Genomic DNA, 18,861 nt, shown 5'->3' with positions numbered 1-18,861 from the left:
TAAGACGGTCAAAAATTATGATGTTTATCCTAATTAGTTAAAATATGAATTAGATAGGGCTGAGCAAATGTACGATAACAATCCAATTGAGTTTATACACCGCTTATTTGGTATTCCTTACTCAGGAAGACGATACTAAAATGGCAAGTTCGGCTAATCAACTCTCACCTGCCAACCCTAAAAAGGGGTGGTTTTCTATAGGCGTTTTATGTTTAATCATTACTCTCTATGCCTACAGCTTTGAATTAGAAATTAGCACATTAAGTCTTATTGCTGAAAATGTAATTTCGTTAAAAATTAAACCTGTAGTAATTCCTTTGATAGTTATGATGCCCGCTTTTTTTGTACTCATCTACGGGATTTATCAAAGAATGTATGGTGATATATCAGAGAAATCGATGCGAAGGGGGCTGTTTGTTATTATAGGATGCTTCCCTCTATTTCTGATTACCTGGTGGATTTACAGCTGGCAACTTAGTGATAAGCTTGAAAGTGAAGGCTATTCCATTTGTCACTGGTATTCAGGAGCTTCACTAGGGGCTCCAAAAATTTGGCTTTCAGACCCAAGTTACTGCATTGAAGACGGTTATTTAGTAAGGATTGAATTACTTGAATGGCTAAAGCAGCGGTTAAGTGGAAAAAAACCATCCATTGAAGTCTTCGAGAAGGAATTAGAATTCATGCTCAGTGAATACCATCAAAAATATAGTGTATGAACTACTTAAAATACATTAACTAAGTTCTTTTATCGCTTTACTTACCCCATCTTAACTAAGTGGGTACATGCGGTTGTTCATTAACGCGATGCGTCGGATTGTTTCTGGTACATCCATCATTTTGTCGGATGGCGTGGCTTCGCCACTTATCTGAACTACATCAAAAGGTAGGTTGGTTAAGCCGAAGGCGCCACCCAACAATTTTATAGGTTCACGACCGAAGCTCTGCTGCTGAGCTGTCGTAAATTAATATTTAACTCAGCTCTTTTATTGCTCTACTTATCCCATCTAAACTCAGCGGGTACATTCTGTTATCCATCAGCTGCTTTATAAAATCAATTGATTGATAATACGGCCAGTGTTCAACCGGTTGTGGGTTGAGCCACGCGACTTTATCAAAGTGATTAGTGATTCGTGCCAGCCACGCGCTGCCGGGTTCTTCATTCCAATGTTCTACTGAGCCGCCAGGATAGGCAATTTCATATGGGCCCATAGTGGCATCACCGACAAATATAACTTTGTAGTCGCTGGTAAACTTGTTGATCAGCGTCATGGTGTCAATAACGTTTGAGTGGCGGCGTTGGTTATCTTGCCAAACATGTTCGTATAAACAGTTATGAAAGTAGTAAAACTCTAAATGTTTGAACTCGCTGTGGGCGGCGCTAAATAATTCTTCACAGGTATGAATGTAATCATCCATTGAGCCGCCAATATCAAACAGCATCAATACTTTTACGGCGTTGTGGCGCTCGGGTGCCATTTTTACATCCAGCATGCCACCTTGTTTGGCGGTCGCGCGTATGGTTTCGTTTAAATCAAGGGTGTCGCTTGCGCCAGTGCGGGCAAATTTGCGTAGTTTTTTAAGTGCCAGCTTTATAGTGCGTGAGCCAATTTCGCGGTCAGAATCTAGATTACGGTATTCGCGCTTATCCCACACTTTTACTGCTTGGCGATTGCGGTTGCCATCTTGACCAATACGCACACCTTCAGGGTTATAGCCGTATGCCCCAAAAGGCGAGGTGCCGCCGGTACCTACCCACTTATTGCCGCCTGCGTGGCGTTTTTGCTGTTCTTCTAAACGCTCTTTAAGAGTTTTCATCAGCTCGTCTAGCCCGCCCATGGCTTTTAGTTGGGCTTTTTCTTCATCGCTTAGGTGCTTTTCAAACTCTTTGCGCAACCAATCTTCAGGTAAGTTGTGTTGCTGTTTTAAGCTCTCGAGCAGGTCTAAGTCGGCAATACCGCTAAAGTAATCGCTAAAAGCTTTATCGAAACGGTCAAAATGGGTTTCGTCTTTTACCATAATAGTGCGCGCTAAATGATAAAAGGCGTCTACATCAGCAAATACAACACCTTGTTTTAAAGCGTTTATTAAATCGAGCAGTTCGCGCAGACTCACGGGTAAGCGGTATTTGCGTAGCGTGAAAAAAAACTGTACCAACATATTAGCGACGGCTCATAAACGCGAGCTTTTCGATTAGGCTTATGTCTTGCTCGTTTTTAAGTAGTGCGCCAAACATCGGCATTAAGCCGCCTTTTTGCGCTTTGTCGTGCAGGGTTTTTGCGTCTATATCTTCAGCCATTAATAGTTTTAACCAATCCAGTAACTCGCTGGTGGATGGCTTCTTTTTAAGGCCGTTGGCTTCGCGTAAGTTAAAAAACACTTCAAGTGCTTGGCGAACTAAATCTTGTTTAACATGCGGGTAGTGCACATCAATAATTTGCTGCATTTCGTCGCTATTTGGAAAATCAATATAATGGAAAAAGCAGCGGCGTAAAAACGCATCAGGCAGCTCTTTTTCATTGTTTGACGTGATGATCACAATAGGGCGCTCTTTGGCCACAATGCGCTCACCGGTTTCGTAAACGTGAAATTCCATTTTATCGAGTTCGAGTAGTAAATCGTTTGGAAACTCAATATCGGCTTTGTCTATTTCGTCAATCAGGAGTACTGGGCGTTTGCCGTTTAATTCAGCGTACATGAAGGCTTTCCACAGCTTACCTTTAACTATGTAGTTGCTAATATTGTGAACGCGCTCATCACCTAGCTGGCTGTCGCGTAAACGCGATACTGCATCGTACTCGTACAAACCTTGCTGCGCTTTAGTGGTTGATTTTATATGCCACTGAATAAGCTCAGTATCTAAACTTTTTGCCAGCTCTTCAGCCAACATGGTTTTACCTGTGCCCGGCTCGCCTTTAATTAAAAGCGGTTTTTGCAGCATAATAGCGGCGTTTACGGCCTGTTTTAATGCTGAGCTTGCGATGTAGTTGTCGGTTGAATTAAATTGCACGGGTCATCCTCTGGTCTGAGCAGTAATTATTATGCGTTATAATGCCATAGTTAATCGGCTTCACCAAGGTAGGCAAAACGAGCAATCGTTTTACCGTCTTTTTCTACGGTTTCAGTAAACATACTTAGTGGGCGTGCCCATATGCCGTATTCACCGTATAAGGCTTGGTAAATAACCAATTGCTCGTTGGTTTCGCTGTGAGTTGCCACATGCATAACTTTGTATTGTGGGCCTTTGTAGTGTTGATATAAACCCAGTTTTAGTGCTGTAGTCATAGTCTGTTATCTTGTATAATTTGCCTTCGCTTTTTATTATGCCAAAGAATACGCCAATACTATGAATTATATTTCTCTTGATGATTACAAAAAAGCCTGGGTATTTCGCCACAAAGATATTCCGGTTTCAGATATTGATGCAGCTAATATTAAACCGATGAGCAGCGAGCGTGCTGCAGTGCTATGGACAACCATGGTGAGTCGTGAACATGATCATCCTGACTTTTTTGATAAAACCGATTGGTGCGCGCAAGAGCAAAACTTTAGCCAAGAAGTAAATTGGGAAGACGCATGGGAAAGCGAAGATCCCCAATTTCCTTACGCTATTTTAAACCACCTAGACTGGCAGGCTAACACCACCGTTTATTTTTGTATGGCGCGCGATAATATTATTGAAACGAGCTTTGATGTGTTTAAACGCAACTGGCAAAACTTTATGTTTTTAGCCGATGGCAGTTTATTAATTGGAAAAAAACGTAATACGGTTGTGCAATTTTTAGAATCAGGCATTGCGAAATTAGGCGAAAAGCCCTAACAATCGGTGCTTAAAAACTGTGCATTACTGTGTTATAAAACATCTATTAAGGTGTTTTTGAGTACAGCGATTGGTCAGTAAAAATAAGCAATTTGACACAAACCAACAAGTTGAAATGTGGCAAACTGATGCACAAAAAGTGCTTTATGCACAATTATGTAATGCCTTTTATCAGCGTGAGGTGCAGCGCTTAGTGGCTGAACCTAATGGTGATCGTTTACGCAGGCAATTAAAAAGCCTGCCTTATTACATTGAACGTGCCGCAACACGGGTGGCTAATGCAACATCGCCTTTTACGCTCGATGCGCAAAATGGTGGGTGGCTTGAAAAGCAAAAACCAACTCCGCCAGAAGTTAATTCTTCAGCGAATGAACTTTTTTATCAAGTCTATGCCAAAGTTGGGCTGATTATTCCTGTATTATTACAAAATCACGGCCAAATTCGGGTTAGAATAGACAGCATTGATCAAGTAACTAAAACACAGGTTCATTGCAATGAGCTTGGCTGGTTTGATTTTTTAGGTCAAGGGCTTGAGCAGCAAAGTGCGCAATTACTCAAACCCAACAAAGCAACGCTTGCTGCGGCGTGTTGTGGCCACCAGTGGCAGTTTTCAAAGCGCAGTACGCCACGGGTATTATCGTTACGGGAAATGTTATTGGCTGCCAATATTAATTGGCGCAATGTTAAGCGGCCATTGGCGTAAAGCTTACAATTCAAAATTAAAATAAGGAGTGTTTAATGCGATTTTTTCAATTTGGCTTGTTGTGCTTAGCACTTTTTATTCAGTATAGACTTTGGTTTGGCCATAATGGTGTGCAAGACTACACCCGTCTAAAAAATGCGGTAGCATCGCATCAACAAACAAACGAAAAGCTGATCAAGCGTAATAAAGTATTAAAAGCGGATATAGAAGATTTAAAGCTCGGCCTTGAAGGTATTGAAGAGCGTGCCCGCAACGAATTAGGAATGATTAAACCGGACGAAACCTTTATTCGTGTTTTACCGGCTCAACACCATGACAAATAAATTTACTATTGCAGCTATTGTTCCTGCCGCAGGTGTTGGCAGCAGAATGCAACACACAACACCAAAGCAATATATTTCCTTAGCAGGGAAAACCATTTTAGAGCACACGCTCGCTAAGTTATCGCAGTTACCGCAGTTAAATTCTATAGTGGTGGCTTTGAGCGAAACCGACCCTTACTTTGACGACCTTACGCTATCTGATCCTCGCATCTTGCGTGTTATTGGCGGTAAAGAGCGTGCAGATTCAGTATTAAACAGTTTATTGTTTTTAGCTGCCAATCCACCGACTTGGGTTTTGGTGCATGATGCAGCAAGACCTTTAGTTGATATTGCTGATATAGAGCGCCTAATAGCACAGTGCATGCAGGCTGATGAAGGCGGCATTTTAGCCAGCAAAGTAAAAGACACCATAAAACGAGGGCAGAGCCATGCGCAGCAAACAGTGCCTCGTGATGATTTATGGCAAGCACTTACGCCACAGCTTTTTAAATATGACGAGCTCAAAACAGCACTGCAAAATGCGTTAGCCAATGGGGCAATTATTACTGATGAAGCCAGTGCAATGGAGTGGGCAAATAAGCCGGTAAAGCTGGTGGCAGGGCGCAGTGATAATATTAAAATTACCACCCCAGAAGATTTAGACTTAGCAGGCTTTTTACTGCAAAAACAAAATAATGAGAGTGCAACATGATACGAATAGGCCATGGTTTTGACGTGCATAAGTTTGGAGGCCAAGGGCCTTTAACCATCTGCGGCGAAAAAATTGATTACCCTCAAGGCTTTTTAGCGCACTCAGATGGTGATGTAGCTATTCATGCTTTATGTGACGCGATTTTAGGCTCATTGGCATTAGGTGATATTGGTAAGCACTTTCCAGATACAGCCAGTGAGTATGAAAATATCGATAGCCGTATTTTACTTCGCCATGTAGTGAACCTAGCCAAGCAACAGGGCTATGTATTGGGCAATGCGGATGTCACCATTGTGGCACAAGCACCAAAAATGCTGCCGCACATTCAAGCAATGCGAACCAATCTTGCCAGTGATTTAAATGCTGAGCTCTCACAGATAAATGTTAAAGCCACAACCACTGAAAAGCTCGGGTTTGAGGGGCGAAAAGAAGGTATTTCAAGCCATGCCGTGGTCATTATGAGTAAACAAAGCGCATGAGCGAATTAAATTATTTATACGGCGCGCCGCTTTCTAAAGCCGATTTTAAAACCACCGCAGAAGACTTCATGGTTGATGAAGATCTCGGTATAGAGTTTACCGGCAGTGGTGAACACGTGTGTTTGCAAGTGGTTAAAAAGGGTGAAAACACTCAATATGTGGCTAAGCTCATTGCACAAAAAGCGGGTGTATCGCCACGTGATGTAAGCTATGCCGGTATGAAAGACCGCCATGGAGTATGCTCGCAGTGGTTTAGCGTAAAAGTACCGATTAAAAAGCATATTGATTTTACTGAGCTGAACAGTGAAAGCGTGTTTGTGGTATCGCAGCAGCGCCATGAGCGAAAATTACGCACCGGTTGTCATAAAGGAAATAGATTTACCATTACCTTGCGCAATGTAACCGAGCCGCTTGATATTTTGTGCCGTATAAACGCAGTGCGTGCTGGTGTGCCTAACTACTTTGGTGAGCAGCGTTTTGGCCGTGATGGGCATAACTTAGTCATGGCTGAAAAAATGTTTGCCGGTGAGCGCATACGCGATAAAAAGCTGCGAGGCATTATTATTTCTGCAGCACGTTCACATGTGTTTAATCAAATTGTTAGTTTACGCGTGGCAGAACATGGCCTTGCTAAAACCATGCACCGCGAAGTATTTATGCTTAGCGGTAGCAATGCGTTTTTTGAAGATGCGATCAGCGATGAAAATATTGCACGTCTTGCCTCTGGCGATATTATGATGTCGGCGCCCATGGTGGGCAAAAGCGAAAAAGGCCTTACCGAACAAGAAAAAACATGGTTGGCACCGTATCAAGCATGGTGTGATGGCTTAGGTGAGTTAGGGCTTAAAAACGAGCGCAGAATGCTGCGTTTAATCCCCCAAGATCTAAGTGTAGAAACACTTGATGAACGCACATTAAAACTCAGCTTTGGTTTACCCAAAGGCTGCTTTGCAACGGCTTTACTGCGCGAACTGGTTGATTATACTGACGCCAGTCCTCGCGAGCGAAAAGAAAAGGATAACGCAGATGAAGATTCTATTAAGTAATGATGATGGTGTTAATGCCAAAGGTATTGCTGTTTTATACCAAGCATTAACACAAATTGCTGAGGTAACGCTGGTTGCGCCAGATAGAAATTGCAGTGGCGCAAGTAATTCACTGACGTTAATGAATCCTTTGCGTGCAACGACACTCGACAATGGCTTTATGTCGGTTAATGGCACGCCAACGGATTGTGTGCATTTAGGTGTGAATCAATTAATGGATGAAAAGCCCGATTTAGTGGTAGCCGGTATTAACCACGGCGGCAATTTAGGTGACGATACACTTTACTCTGGTACGGTTGCTGCGGCGACTGAAGGTCGTCATCTGGGTTTACCAGCAATTGCGGTGTCTTTGTGCTCTCACCATGGTGAACACTTTGAAACGGCAGCAGCCGTTACGGTCAATATTATTAAAGGGCTTGCTTCGCATCCACTGCCTAAAGATCAGATCATCAATATTAATGTGCCAGATATTCCTTTAAGTGAGCTAAAAGGGGTTCAGGTAACTCGTTTAGGGGCTCGTCACAAAGCAGAAACCATGACCAAGCAAACCGATCCTTGGGGACGCGATATTTTTTGGTATGGTTCTTTGGGTACAGAAAGCGATGCCGGTGAAGGCACTGACTTTTATGCTGTAAATAATGGCTATGCATCAGTCACCCCATTGAGCGTTGATATGACCGCTAAAGACAGTATCAAAGCTGTGGGAGAGTGGTTAGCCGAGTTGGAGATTAACCGTGCTGGCTAATTATACCCGCAGTGCACAAGCGCTTTCAGACCTATTACAACGAGAGGGCGTAGAAGATAAGGAGGTTTTAAAGGCGATTGCGCAAATTCCTCGGCATATCTTTATTGATGATGTACTCAAACACAAGGCGTATCAAAATACCGCGCTACCTATAGGACAAGGGCAAACTATTTCTCAGCCCTATATTGTTGCGCGCATGACCGAGCTAATGCGATTAGCCGGTGTGCAACATAAGGTGTTAGAAATAGGCACCGGGTCGGGCTATCAAACTGCGGTTTTAGCTAAAACCTTTGATAAGGTGTATTCGGTAGAGCGTATAAAAGCTTTGCAATGGCAAGCAAAGCGTCGATTACATCAGCTCGATTTATATAATGTCACTATGAAACACGGTGATGGTTGGCAAGGATGGCAATCGCAAGCGCCATTTAATGGCATTATTGTGACGGCTGCGGCAACGATTATCCCTCCAGAACTACTCGCACAACTTGCAGATGGAGGCGTATTACTTGCCCCCATTGGTGAGGCAGAACAAAAATTAACCATGGTTATTCGCCAAGGCGATAGCTTTACAGAGCATGTAATTGCGCCAGTAAGATTTGTACCTTTGGTCCCTGGCGATATTGAATAGGAATTCATTTTGAAGTTGTTTACCAAGTTATATGATATGGCCTTAGTGTGGGCTAAGCATCGCCATGCAGAACGTTATTTAGCAGGGATGAGCTTTGCCGAATCGGTTTTTTTTCCGGTGCCACCCGATGTAATGTTAGCGCCTATGTCGCTGGCACAACCGAGTAAAGCATGGCGATTTGCAAGCTTTGCTACCGTAGCTTCTGTGCTTGGCGGCGTGCTAGGTTATCTACTAGGGTTTTGGTTATTTGAACCTGTTGTAGAGCCTTTTATTGCACAAATGCAATGGCAAGATAAATTTAATACGGCACTTACATGGTTTAAAGATTATGGCGTATGGGTGGTATTTTTAGCCGGGTTTTCGCCTATTCCTTATAAGGTATTTACTATTGGTGCAGGGGTATTACAAATGGCGTTTTTACCCTTTATTGTTGCATCGGCGGTTGGACGAGGGGCGCGTTTCTTTTTAGTATCTGCTTTAATGAAATGGGGCGGAGTTAAAATGGAGCAAAAATTACGTCAATATATTGAAGTGCTTGGCTGGGCTGTTGTTGCTTTAATTGTTGTTGCGTACATTTTATTACGTTAAGTACTATATATTAATGTTATTAACACAGAGGGCAAAACGCATTGAATAAACAAATACGCTGTTATGTTGCTTTATTTATTAGTGTTTTGCTCTGTGCATGCTCGTCTCGCCATGTTCCCGCTCCGGTAAGCAGTTTAAATAATAATATTAATGACTATCCCTCACGGATTAATATTAACGGCGGAAAATACACAGTACAAAAAGGCGATACACTTTACTCGATTGCTTTTAGTGCCGGAAAAGATTTCAGAGAGCTTGCAAAAAACAATTCAATTCCATCACCTTACACTATTGTTCCTGGTCAGGTTGTATCCCTTTTAGAACCAAGTAGGTCAAGGGTTACACAAAAAAAGTATAAAAAGAAAGCTGTTAAAAATCCATCCCATTTACAAAAAAGCAACAGAAAATTAAAGAAAGAGCTTGATAAGCCGAAAAAACGTAGGTATGTTCAAAAACAAGCTAACCAAAAAATTAGCAAGCCTCAAGGTTCTACAAACAGAAAGTTGAGTTGGTTTTGGCCTGCTAAAGGTAAAATAATCCAACGCTTTTCTAACAAGGAAAATGGTTATAAAGGCCTACAGATTGCTAATAAAAAGGGGACGGCAGTATTCGCCGCTGCTCAAGGAACGGTAGTCTATGCGGGTAGTGCACTAAGAGGTTACGGTAATTTAATTATATTGAAACATAATGATGATTACCTAAGTGCTTATGCACATAACTCAAAGTTACTTGTTAAAGAAAAGCAAATAGTGAAGGCGGGACAAAAAATAGCAGAAATTGGTAATTCAGAGTCTTCAGTAACGGCACTTCGCTTTGAAATTCGTTATCGAGGAAAAGCTGTTAACCCTGCTAAATACCTACCCTGAACTAAAGGTGTTGATTGACAGTTCTGGAGAAGGCTCATGGCTAATACAGCAAAAGCTAATAAAACGACTACAGACCTTAATCATAAAGTTATTGATAGCTTGCTCAGGAGAAGTCTTATGGCTGATGTAGCAAAAGCTGAGAAAACCCCCACTGATGATAAGTTTGACGATTCAAAAGTTGAAGAGCCAACGCAACTACTTGATAACGTGGAAGATGAAGACGTATTTGTTAAAGAAGAAGTCACTAAAAACTTCGACGCCACTCAGTTATACCTAGGCGAAATTGGCTTTTCCCCTCTATTAAGTGCCGAAGAAGAAGTTTTTTTTGCACGAAAATCGCTTAAAGGCTGTGAAGCTTCCCGTAAACGCATGATTGAAAGTAACTTACGCTTGGTTGTGAAAATTGCGCGCAGGTATAACAATCGTGGGCTTGCTCTACTCGATTTAATTGAAGAAGGTAACTTAGGACTCATTAGAGCGGTTGAAAAGTTTGATCCTGAACGTGGTTTTCGATTTTCTACTTATGCTACATGGTGGATACGTCAAACCATTGAGCGGGCGATAATGAATCAAACGCGTACGATTCGTTTGCCTATTCATGTAGTTAAGGAGCTTAACGTTTATTTACGTACAGCACGTGAGCTAACGCAAAAGCTTGATCATGAGCCTACCGCAGAAGAAATTGCAGAAAGCTTAGATAGACCGGTCGAAGACGTCACCAAAATGCTACGCCTAAATGAAAAAATAGCCTCTGTAGATATGCCCATTGGTGGCGAGAATGACAGTGCATTACTAGATGTGATAGCTGATGAAAAAAATGTAGGCCCTGAAGGTGAAGTACAAAACAACGATATGAATACGCATATTATTGACTGGTTAGGTGAATTAAATCCTAAGCAACGCGAAGTACTTGCACGTCGGTTTGGTTTACTAGGCTATGAACCCTCAACCCTTGAAGATGTTGGCCGTGAAATAGGCTTAACCCGTGAGCGAGTTCGCCAAATACAGGTTGAGGCGTTACGTCGGTTAAAAGATATTTTGCAGCAAGAAGGATTAAGTACCGAAAGCTTATTTGAACAATTTGCTTAATCTAATCTAAACACACAGAAAAATGAATACAGCCCGGCTTTTTAAGCCGGGCTGTATGCGTTTAAAGCAGTGCTTTTAATTTATAAAGCAGTTCATGCGCTTGACGCGGTGATAGGTTATCAGGGTCTATTGCGCTCATTTGTTGCTCAAGCTCACTAGGCTGAATTATTTGCGGTTCACTATCAAACGGTAAAACCTGTTGCTCTGTAGTGACTGTGGTGACACTTTGATGGTTTTCAAGCAAGCTTAGCTTTTGTTTAGCTTGGGCAATAACCGCTTTAGGCACACCAGCCAGGGCTGCCACTTGCAAACCAAAACTCTTACTTGCGGCACCATCTAATACCGTGTGCATAAAGGCAATGGTATCGTTGTGTTCAATGGCATCTAGGTGCACATTAACCAGCCCAGGTGTTTGCTCTGCAAGCTCTGTAAGTTCAAAGTAATGGGTTGCAAACAGGGTTTTAGCCGCTATTTTTGAAGCGAGGTGATCAGCCGTCGCGTACGCCAGTGATAAACCATCGTAGGTGCTGGTTCCTCGGCCTATTTCATCCATAAGCACCAATGATTGCGCGGTGGCATTATTTAAAATAGCCGCGGTTTCGGTCATTTCAACCATGAAGGTTGAACGCCCAGATGCTAAGTCGTCACTGGCGCCAATACGGGTAAATATTCTATCTATATTACCAATTTTAGCGCTATCGGCAGGAACGTAACAGCCAATATGTGCCATAAGCACAATAAGCGCAGTTTGGCGCATGTAGGTTGATTTACCGCCCATGTTAGGGCCGGTAATAATCAACATTTTACGCTGGTTATTGAGCTCCACAGGATTGGCAATAAACGGGTCTTTCATTACCTGCTCTACCACAGGGTGGCGGCCTTGTTTAATGCTGATATTATCGCTATCGCAAAGCTCTGGCTTGGCATAATTAAGTGTTTGGGCTCGCTCTGCTAAATTGTTCAGTACATCTAGATCGGCAATTACTGAGGCCATTATTTGTAGCTGCTCAATATGCGGAGCTATAAATTCAAATAACTGTTCGTATAATTGTTTTTCAAGGGCCAGCGCTTTTGATTGACTGCCGAGGACTTTGTCTTCGTGTTCTTTTAGTTCTGGGATTATATAGCGTTCGTTATTTTTTAATGTTTGACGACGAATGTAATCTGCAGGCACTAAGTGCGAGTTGGCGCGACTCACTTCAATAAAAAAGCCATGCACTCGGTTATAACCAATTTTAAGTGTGCTAATACCGGTGCGTTCTCGTTCGCGCTGCTCTAGCTGTTCAAGCACATCGGTGGCACCTTGGCTTAAATTACGCCACTCATCGAGTTCGCTGTTATACCCTGGCGCAATAACACCGCCATCACGAATTAACACTGGCGGATTATCAATGACAGCACGTTCAAGTAATGCTTGTAGCTCAGGAAGCTCTTTAGAATGCGTAATTATATGTGAAATACGTGTATCAGTTGCATCGTTTAATAAGCTATGCAGCGGTGCTAATGCTTGAAGCGCACTGCGAAGCCGTGTTAAATCGCGTGGGCGAGCGGTATGTAATGCCAAGCGAGCAATTACACGTTCTATATCACCAATCTCTTTGAGCGCGTCATGCAGTTCACCACATAATTGTGCATCTAAAATGGCAGTAATAGCATTAAATCGTGAGTTGAGTTCATCTTTATTACGAATAGGAGTATGAATGCGACGTTTAAGTAATCGCGAGCCCATCGCCGTTGCTGTTTTATCAAGCACTTGGGCTAAGGTGTTTTCAAAGCCGCCGGATAAATTAACCGTTAACTCAAGGTTTTTACGGGTTGGCGCATCCAAAATAACCGCGTGTTCGTTATGCTCAAGAGTGATTGCGCGGATGTGCGGTAATGCAATACGTTGGGTATCTTTTACGTACTGCATTAAACAGCCTGCTGCCACCAAGGCGCTATGTGCTTTGTCGACGCCAAATCCCACTAAATCTTTGGTCCCAAACTGCTCGCACAGTAAGTGTTGCGCGGTATCAAGGTCAAACTCCCAATCAGGGCGACGTCTTGCCCCTTTAATGTGTTCAATTAAGTGAATATTTTCAAAGTGTTCGCTATGCAGTAATTCAGCGGGCGCTAAGCGTTGTAGCGTTGAGCTAAATGCTTCATCAGTGTTTACTTCAACAACATTAAAGCGTCCTGAGTTGATATCAAGATACGCAATACCGTATTGGCCTTTTTTATTTTGCCAAACACTGGTTAAAAGGTTGTCTTGGCGTTCTTGCAGTAAGGCTTCGTCAGAAATGGTACCCGGAGTGACAATACGTACTACCTTGCGCTCAACAGGACCTTTGCTGGTGGCTGGGTCGCCCACTTGCTCACAAATAGCCACCGACTCGCCCATTTGTACTAAGCGGGCTAAATAGTTTTCTACTGCATGATAAGGCACGCCCGCCATAGGAATAGGATCGCCGCCGGCTTTGCCACGATGTGTTTGTGAAATATCAAGCAATTGCGCGGCGCGTTTTGCGTCGTCAAAAAAGAGTTCGTAAAAATCCCCCATCCGATAAAACAATAAAATATCGCGATGCTCTGATTTTATTTTTAGATACTGCTGCATCATAGGGGTTTGTTGTTTTATAGTGTGCGGTGCATAAAGATCAAACGACATGTATTTACCCAAAGGCTGAATATGGAATTACATCAAGAGATTAAGACACTTGCTGCGCAATTAGGCGCTATTTTAACGGATAAACGCTTATGGATCACTACCGCTGAATCATGTACTGGTGGTGGAGTGAGTTATTCGCTTACCGATACCCCCGGAAGCTCTGCATATATTGACCGCGCATTTGTCACTTATAGCAATAACGCAAAGCATGAATTACTCAATGTGAAGCGTGATACCCTCGAGGAATTTGGCGCGGTGAGCGAACAAACAGTCATTGAGATGGCAGCAGGTGCATGTAAGGCGGCTAATGCTGATATTGGCATTGCTATTTCAGGAATTGCAGGTCCCGGTGGTGCCACTGAGGACAAACCGGTAGGGCTTGTGTGGTTTGGCCTACAAATTAACGGTAAACACTGGGCGTTTGAGCAAGTATTTGATGGAGATAGGGCACAAGTTAGGCTGCAAGCTATTGTATTTTCATTGAAAAGTATAATAGAGAAGATAAAATAATAAAATTAGCTTGATACTGTGATTTCATACAGTATACTTGTCTGCATTAGCTGGATTTGGAGAGTAAAATGAACGATAACAAACAAAAAGCATTGGACGCAGCTTTATCACAAATTGAACGTCAATTTGGTAAAGGCTCAATTATGAAATTGGGTGATAACAAGGCGTTAAACATTGACGCTGTATCAACAGGCTCGCTAGGTATTGATATTGCTTTAGGCATAGGCGGCTTACCAATGGGGCGTATTGTTGAAGTATATGGCCCAGAGTCATCAGGTAAAACAACGCTAACATTGCAAGTTATCGCTGAAGCTCAAAAAGAAGGTAAAACGTGTGCCTTTGTTGATGCTGAGCATGCTCTTGATCCAATTTATGCACAAAAACTAGGCGTTAACATTGATGAGTTACTGGTATCTCAACCAGATACGGGTGAGCAAGCACTGGAAATTTGTGACATGTTAGTGCGTTCAAGCGCGGTTGATGTGGTTATTGTCGATTCGGTTGCAGCATTAACGCCAAAAGCTGAAATTGAAGGCGACATGGGTGATTCACACATGGGCTTACAAGCACGTTTAATGTCACAAGCATTACGTAAGCTGACTGGTAACATTAAGCGCTCAAACACGCTATGTATTTTCATTAACCAAATCCGTATGAAAATTGGTGTAATGTTTGGTAACCCTGAAACAACAACCGGTGGTAACGCCCTGAAATTTTACGCCTCTGTACGTATTGATATTCGTCGTATTGGTTCGGTAAAAGAAGGCGACGAGGTTGTTGGTAATGAAACGCGCGTTAAAATTGTTAAAAACAAAGTTGCACCGCCGTTTAAACAAGCTGAATTTATCATTATGTATGGTGAAGGTATTTCTAAGCAGGGTGAGCTGATTGATTTAGGTGTTAAGCACAAACTTGTTGAAAAAGCAGGTGCTTGGTATAGCTATAATGGCAACAAAGTTGGCCAAGGTAAGTCTAATTCAATTAAGTTCCTTAAAGAAAACCCTGAAATTGCAGATGAAATTGAAGGTAAACTACGTGAAATGCTATTGCTAAAAGCAACAGTTGAGCCAGAAGATGGCGAAGACGTATTAGGTGACGAAGGCGACCTTTAAGCCAATTAGTTTTAAAAGCTTGATTTGACCCGAGCTTAAAAAAAGCGCTAACCAATTAGGTTAGCGCTTTTTTATTGCTTGCTATAAATTGACTTAAGCTCTGTTCATGAGAGCCCAGTACTCAGATTTATAGCTGCCAGTTAACTGACAGCGAGTAGTTACGCGGTGCACCGTAGTAACCTTGAGCCCAATAGAGGCTGTTTATGTATTTTTCATCAGTGCTGTTATTAACATTGAAGGTAACACCGACGTTTTGAGTAATTTCGTAGGTGGCCATTAAATCTAGTAAGCCATAAGCACCTTGTTTTGTAGTAACCAATGCGTTGCCTGCTGGATCTTTTACTTGCACACGGCTAATAGAATCTTGCCAGCGGTAATTAGCACCTAAGGTTAAACCATCAATAAATGGCACTTGATAAGTGGCAGCCATTTTTAATTGGTTTTCTGGGGTGTAATCTTTGACAAGTTCGTCACCATCAATACTTAAATTACTAAAGCTGATACTGGCACTTAAATCATCAGTTAAGCGACCGCTTAGCTCAATTTCGAATCCATCGCTATTGATACCATCTGCAGCATAATAACGCGTATCGCTAGGAAGAGAGTTTGGAAGTGCAACAGCAAGTCCATCTTGCTCGGCATCAAAGTAGGCGAGTGTAACAAATACTTGCTCACCTAAAAGCTGTGCTTTTAGGCCAACCTCAGTACTTTTGCCAATTACAGGAGCCAGTTGTTCAGCGTTAATGCCTAACTCTTTTTGTGGTACAAACGTTTCGGTATAGCTAGCATACGCAGATAACGACTCAGTAAAATCGTACACCGTACCAATGTAAGGAATAACCTCTGAGTCATCGCGGGTTTGCACGACACTATAAGCAGTACCTTTAGTTTCCCAATCGGTATAGCGAACGCCTGCCAAAATGCTTAATGGCTCTGCTAGTTTAATACGAGTTGAAATATAGGCAGATCTTTGTGTATTTTGTACATCACTGCCGTTAGGCGAATCAACCAGTGTTGCCTCAGGGATAACACCATCCCAAGTCGCTAAATCAGGCATCGCAGGGAAACCATTTCCTGTGCTGTAGTCATAAAGCGATTGGTCATTAAAGTCCATGTTTGCTTGGCTAATACCGAATGATAAGTCGTGCTCTAGTGAAAATAACTCAAATTTACCGCTGGCATATAAGTCAAACAAATCTTGGGTGTCTTTGTAATCATAACGACTCGCATAGCCGGTTAAACCTAAACCAGTTTCTTTATCTGGGGTACCATACACATAAAATAATTCAGAATTTTGTTCATTCTTTATGTGGGCATAACGCGCTTTTGCGACCCAGGTAGCCGATAAATTTTGCTCAAGAGTTACATAGATACGTTCAGCGCTATTATCCCAATACGAGCAATCTGCAGCTGTACTAGTTGACTCATCATAGTTAGTGGGGGAGCCATCTGTGTAATAAAGCGGTAGCGCGCCCCATAGAGGGCTGTCGGCATCTTTTTGTTGGTTTACGTAGTTAATGTTCAGAAGTGTATCGTCGGTTAGCTTTCCTTCATAGGCAAGGTAGGCAATGGTTTTATCGGTTTCGTAGCGGTCTAGATATGACTCTTTATCTTGCTTAGTAAATACAGCACGGACAGCATGCTCGTCGTTAATCGGTGTGGAAACATCAATATCTACACGTTTGTTATTCCACGAACCATAAGAAACCGATGCATGAACTTGTGTTGTGTAGGTTGGCTTTTTTAGCACCATATTAACAGTCGCTGATGGGTTACCTGCACCGGTCATCATGCCATTGGCACCACGTACAATTTCAACACGGTCGTAAATTGCCGTATCAAGTGTACCTTGAATTGAACCAGAGGTTTGCGGTGTGCCTAAGCCATCGATTAAAAAGTTAGTTATTTCAAAACCACGGGCTTTAAAGTAAGTACGATCGGTTTCTATTTGTTCCACTGTTACGCCTGGGGTGCTTTCTAATACCGCATTAATATCATCAAGTGAAAAGTCATCCATCAACGCGCGTGAGACAACAGAAATTGATTGCGGAGTTTCTTTAATGGTTAAACCTAGCTTAGTCGCTGACTGTGCTTCTTCGGTAATATAATTTTTATGATGTTGCCCATAAACGGCAATTTTTTCTAAAGGTAGGTCGTCTTGCGTGTCGTTTGCAACAGCATGCCCAGATAAAACCAGTGAAGTAAGTAGACTCAGTTTAAATGCAGAGTTTTTATGTTTGTACAGCATCATGTTTCCCATAAGATTAAATGTGGGTGGTAATTTAATCTAAATGAGAGTGATTTGCAATTGCGTTTGCTGGGTATTTTACACGTCTTTAATATTTTTTAAGTAAAGCGCATGGATTTGGTTAACTTGAGCTCTGGTTAAAAACAAAAAAAGCGGCCGAAGCCGCTCAGGAAGTAAATCAGTATTTTAATTGGTTAGGAAATTAAAACGCATACTTTACAGAAAATTGTAAACGATCTAGATCGCCATCTACGCCACTTTCAAGCTCGCGTTCTGCATGTTTAAATTCAGCGCCAAAGGTTAGACGTTTAACCGGTGAGTATAAAATATTTGCGCTGTAGCTTTGGCTTGATTCAACAGGGTCGCCAGAGATAGCTAATAAATCAGTGTTATTGTCAGCACTAAAGAAAGAATATAAGAACGTCGAGCGCCACTGGCTGTTCCACTTATGTTGATACGCAATAAAACCAGATGTTGAATCAATCGCATCTAGGTCATCACCATTAAGAACCGCACCACGTGCTACGTTTAGACCCACATAACGACCTAGTCCTTTACCTTGGGTAAGCATAAATTTTAGATTGTCTTCACCAAGCTTCACCATACCCGATGCACTAACACCAAATGAGGTTTCATCGGCATCAACACCACCTACTTTGTAGGTCAGTTGACGAGCAAGGGCTGTTACTACAAAGTTACCCCAATCAGCATTATGGGTGTAGCGTGCGGTAAAGTCAGGTAATGAGGCATCATCAGTTACGGCCATGCCACCGCCGGCTGTAGTAATTGTGCTTTCTGGGTTCTCTAACGAGAATGACCATGCACCCGTAGTGTATTTAATTTGAGATTGACGAACAAACACCGTGCCTTCTGCAGGACCAACAAAATCAAGTGCTTCTGGTAATGCACCGACGTTTTGAAAGTTTGACCATGTTTGACCAAATAACCAGCCATCATATGAGATAAATGCATGGCGAATGCGCGGAGAGTATGAATTAGACACACGCTCGTTGCCGCCAGGAGCTGACAATAAAAAGTCTAGCTCTATTTTAGTTTTAACCGTTTTACCGTTATCTAATAAGGTAGCAGTTCCAAAATTAAAACGTGACTCACGAGCGTGCATATCAAATACGGCGTCTGAACTATTATCGTTACCAACGGTTAGTGTACTTGGCACATAAAAATCACGGCCAACACTGGTGCCCGCAGGAGCGCCTGCTGAGTAGTCACTCCACATTGCGTCGAGTTTAATGTATCCACCGTAGGTAAATTCTGTATCACCTATTTTTGCAGCATAAGCTGTGCTAGAAAGTGCACATAGTACAGCACTAGCTGCCAGTGTTTTAATTGGAGTAAATTTCATTGTTGC

The 18,861-nt window shown here is 42.4% G+C and carries 20 protein-coding genes; 14 read left to right on the top strand and 6 right to left on the bottom strand.

What is annotated here, in order from left to right:
- Window positions 1-140 precede the first annotated feature (140 nt).
- Window positions 141-716 (top strand): hypothetical protein, encoded by a 576-nt coding sequence (locus QL986_RS12640; protein ID WP_290191597.1) that lies wholly within the window; start codon window positions 141-143, stop codon window positions 714-716.
- Between the two features lie 253 nt (window positions 717-969).
- Here QL986_RS12640 and QL986_RS12635 read toward each other — a convergent pair whose 3' ends face one another.
- Genes QL986_RS12635 through QL986_RS12625 form a run of 3 tightly spaced genes read right to left on the bottom strand, consistent with a single transcriptional unit; the run spans window position 970 to window position 3,282 of the window.
- Window positions 970-2,157 carry a VWA domain-containing protein gene (locus QL986_RS12635; protein ID WP_138686832.1) on the bottom strand — a complete coding sequence of 396 codons (1,188 nt, stop codon included), beginning with the start codon at window positions 2,155-2,157 and terminating at the stop codon, window positions 970-972.
- Between the two features lies 1 nt (window position 2,158).
- Window positions 2,159-3,007 (bottom strand): MoxR family ATPase, encoded by an 849-nt coding sequence (locus QL986_RS12630; protein WP_138686833.1) that lies wholly within the window; start codon window positions 3,005-3,007, stop codon window positions 2,159-2,161.
- A 50-nt stretch (window positions 3,008-3,057) separates the two neighbouring features.
- Window positions 3,058-3,282, bottom strand: a complete 225-nt coding sequence (locus QL986_RS12625; RefSeq protein ID WP_008110327.1) for a DUF1653 domain-containing protein — start codon at window positions 3,280-3,282, stop codon at window positions 3,058-3,060.
- A gap of 61 nt (window positions 3,283-3,343) precedes the next feature.
- Here QL986_RS12625 and QL986_RS12620 point away from each other — a divergent pair, with 61 nt between their 5' ends.
- From QL986_RS12620 to rpoS, 11 genes are all read left to right on the top strand, one after another.
- Window positions 3,344-3,817, top strand: coding sequence for a DUF2947 domain-containing protein (locus QL986_RS12620; protein ID WP_138686834.1), 474 nt, complete (start codon window positions 3,344-3,346; stop codon window positions 3,815-3,817).
- 70 nt (window positions 3,818-3,887) lie between these two features.
- Window positions 3,888-4,520 (top strand): hypothetical protein, encoded by a 633-nt coding sequence (locus QL986_RS12615; protein WP_016899656.1) that lies wholly within the window; start codon window positions 3,888-3,890, stop codon window positions 4,518-4,520.
- Between the two features lie 35 nt (window positions 4,521-4,555).
- Window positions 4,556-4,843: a cell division protein FtsB gene (ftsB, locus tag QL986_RS12610; RefSeq protein WP_013465673.1), complete on the top strand. Its 288-nt coding sequence runs from the start codon at window positions 4,556-4,558 to the stop codon at window positions 4,841-4,843.
- Window positions 4,833-5,534: a 2-C-methyl-D-erythritol 4-phosphate cytidylyltransferase gene (gene ispD / locus QL986_RS12605; RefSeq protein ID WP_290191596.1), complete on the top strand. Its 702-nt coding sequence runs from the start codon at window positions 4,833-4,835 to the stop codon at window positions 5,532-5,534. The genes ftsB and ispD overlap by 11 nt, the downstream gene beginning before the upstream one ends.
- The gene (gene ispF, locus QL986_RS12600; RefSeq protein ID WP_138686837.1) at window positions 5,531-6,013 is read left to right on the top strand and encodes a 2-C-methyl-D-erythritol 2,4-cyclodiphosphate synthase; all 483 of its coding nucleotides are present in this window, start codon (window positions 5,531-5,533) and stop codon (window positions 6,011-6,013) included. Before ispD ends, ispF begins: the two co-directional genes overlap by 4 nt.
- The gene (locus QL986_RS12595; protein ID WP_013465670.1) at window positions 6,010-7,059 is read left to right on the top strand and encodes a tRNA pseudouridine(13) synthase TruD; all 1,050 of its coding nucleotides are present in this window, start codon (window positions 6,010-6,012) and stop codon (window positions 7,057-7,059) included. Before ispF ends, QL986_RS12595 begins: the two co-directional genes overlap by 4 nt.
- Window positions 7,040-7,804, top strand: a complete 765-nt coding sequence (surE, locus tag QL986_RS12590) for a 5'/3'-nucleotidase SurE (protein WP_138563435.1) — start codon at window positions 7,040-7,042, stop codon at window positions 7,802-7,804. Before QL986_RS12595 ends, surE begins: the two co-directional genes overlap by 20 nt.
- The gene (locus QL986_RS12585) at window positions 7,794-8,432 is read left to right on the top strand and encodes a protein-L-isoaspartate(D-aspartate) O-methyltransferase (protein ID WP_128583119.1); all 639 of its coding nucleotides are present in this window, start codon (window positions 7,794-7,796) and stop codon (window positions 8,430-8,432) included. Before surE ends, QL986_RS12585 begins: the two co-directional genes overlap by 11 nt.
- 9 nt (window positions 8,433-8,441) lie before the next feature.
- Window positions 8,442-9,020 carry a YqaA family protein gene (locus QL986_RS12580; protein ID WP_016899662.1) on the top strand — a complete coding sequence of 193 codons (579 nt, stop codon included), beginning with the start codon at window positions 8,442-8,444 and terminating at the stop codon, window positions 9,018-9,020.
- Window positions 9,021-9,061: 41 nt separating this feature from the next.
- Window positions 9,062-9,886: a peptidoglycan DD-metalloendopeptidase family protein gene (locus tag QL986_RS12575; RefSeq protein ID WP_128583120.1), complete on the top strand. Its 825-nt coding sequence runs from the start codon at window positions 9,062-9,064 to the stop codon at window positions 9,884-9,886.
- A gap of 117 nt (window positions 9,887-10,003) precedes the next feature.
- Window positions 10,004-10,975, top strand: a complete 972-nt coding sequence (rpoS, locus tag QL986_RS12570; protein WP_128583141.1) for an RNA polymerase sigma factor RpoS — start codon at window positions 10,004-10,006, stop codon at window positions 10,973-10,975.
- 61 nt (window positions 10,976-11,036) lie between these two features.
- Here rpoS and mutS read toward each other — a convergent pair whose 3' ends face one another.
- Entirely contained in the window at window positions 11,037-13,622 is a 2,586-nt protein-coding gene (mutS, locus tag QL986_RS12565) for a DNA mismatch repair protein MutS (RefSeq protein ID WP_290191595.1), read from the bottom strand.
- 21 nt (window positions 13,623-13,643) lie between these two features.
- Between mutS and QL986_RS12560 the strand changes: the two genes are divergently transcribed.
- Window positions 13,644-14,132, top strand: a complete 489-nt coding sequence (locus QL986_RS12560) for a CinA family protein (RefSeq protein ID WP_290191594.1) — start codon at window positions 13,644-13,646, stop codon at window positions 14,130-14,132.
- Between the two features lie 68 nt (window positions 14,133-14,200).
- On the top strand, window positions 14,201-15,244 hold the full coding sequence (gene recA / locus QL986_RS12555) for a recombinase RecA (protein ID WP_013465663.1): 1,044 nt from the start codon (window positions 14,201-14,203) through the stop codon (window positions 15,242-15,244).
- Between the two features lie 127 nt (window positions 15,245-15,371).
- Here recA and QL986_RS12550 read toward each other — a convergent pair whose 3' ends face one another.
- Window positions 15,372-17,492: a TonB-dependent siderophore receptor gene (locus tag QL986_RS12550; RefSeq protein WP_175610029.1), complete on the bottom strand. Its 2,121-nt coding sequence runs from the start codon at window positions 17,490-17,492 to the stop codon at window positions 15,372-15,374.
- 202 nt (window positions 17,493-17,694) lie between these two features.
- Window positions 17,695-18,855, bottom strand: a complete 1,161-nt coding sequence (locus tag QL986_RS12545) for a DcaP family trimeric outer membrane transporter (RefSeq protein WP_290191593.1) — start codon at window positions 18,853-18,855, stop codon at window positions 17,695-17,697.
- Between the last annotated feature and the right edge of the window lie 6 nt (window positions 18,856-18,861).

The sequence above is a fragment of the Pseudoalteromonas sp. APC 3250 genome, assembly GCF_030407915.1.
GTDB classification, from domain to species: Bacteria; Pseudomonadota; Gammaproteobacteria; order Enterobacterales; family Alteromonadaceae; genus Pseudoalteromonas; species Pseudoalteromonas tetraodonis.
This window is presented reverse-complemented; position numbering and strand designations above follow the sequence as displayed.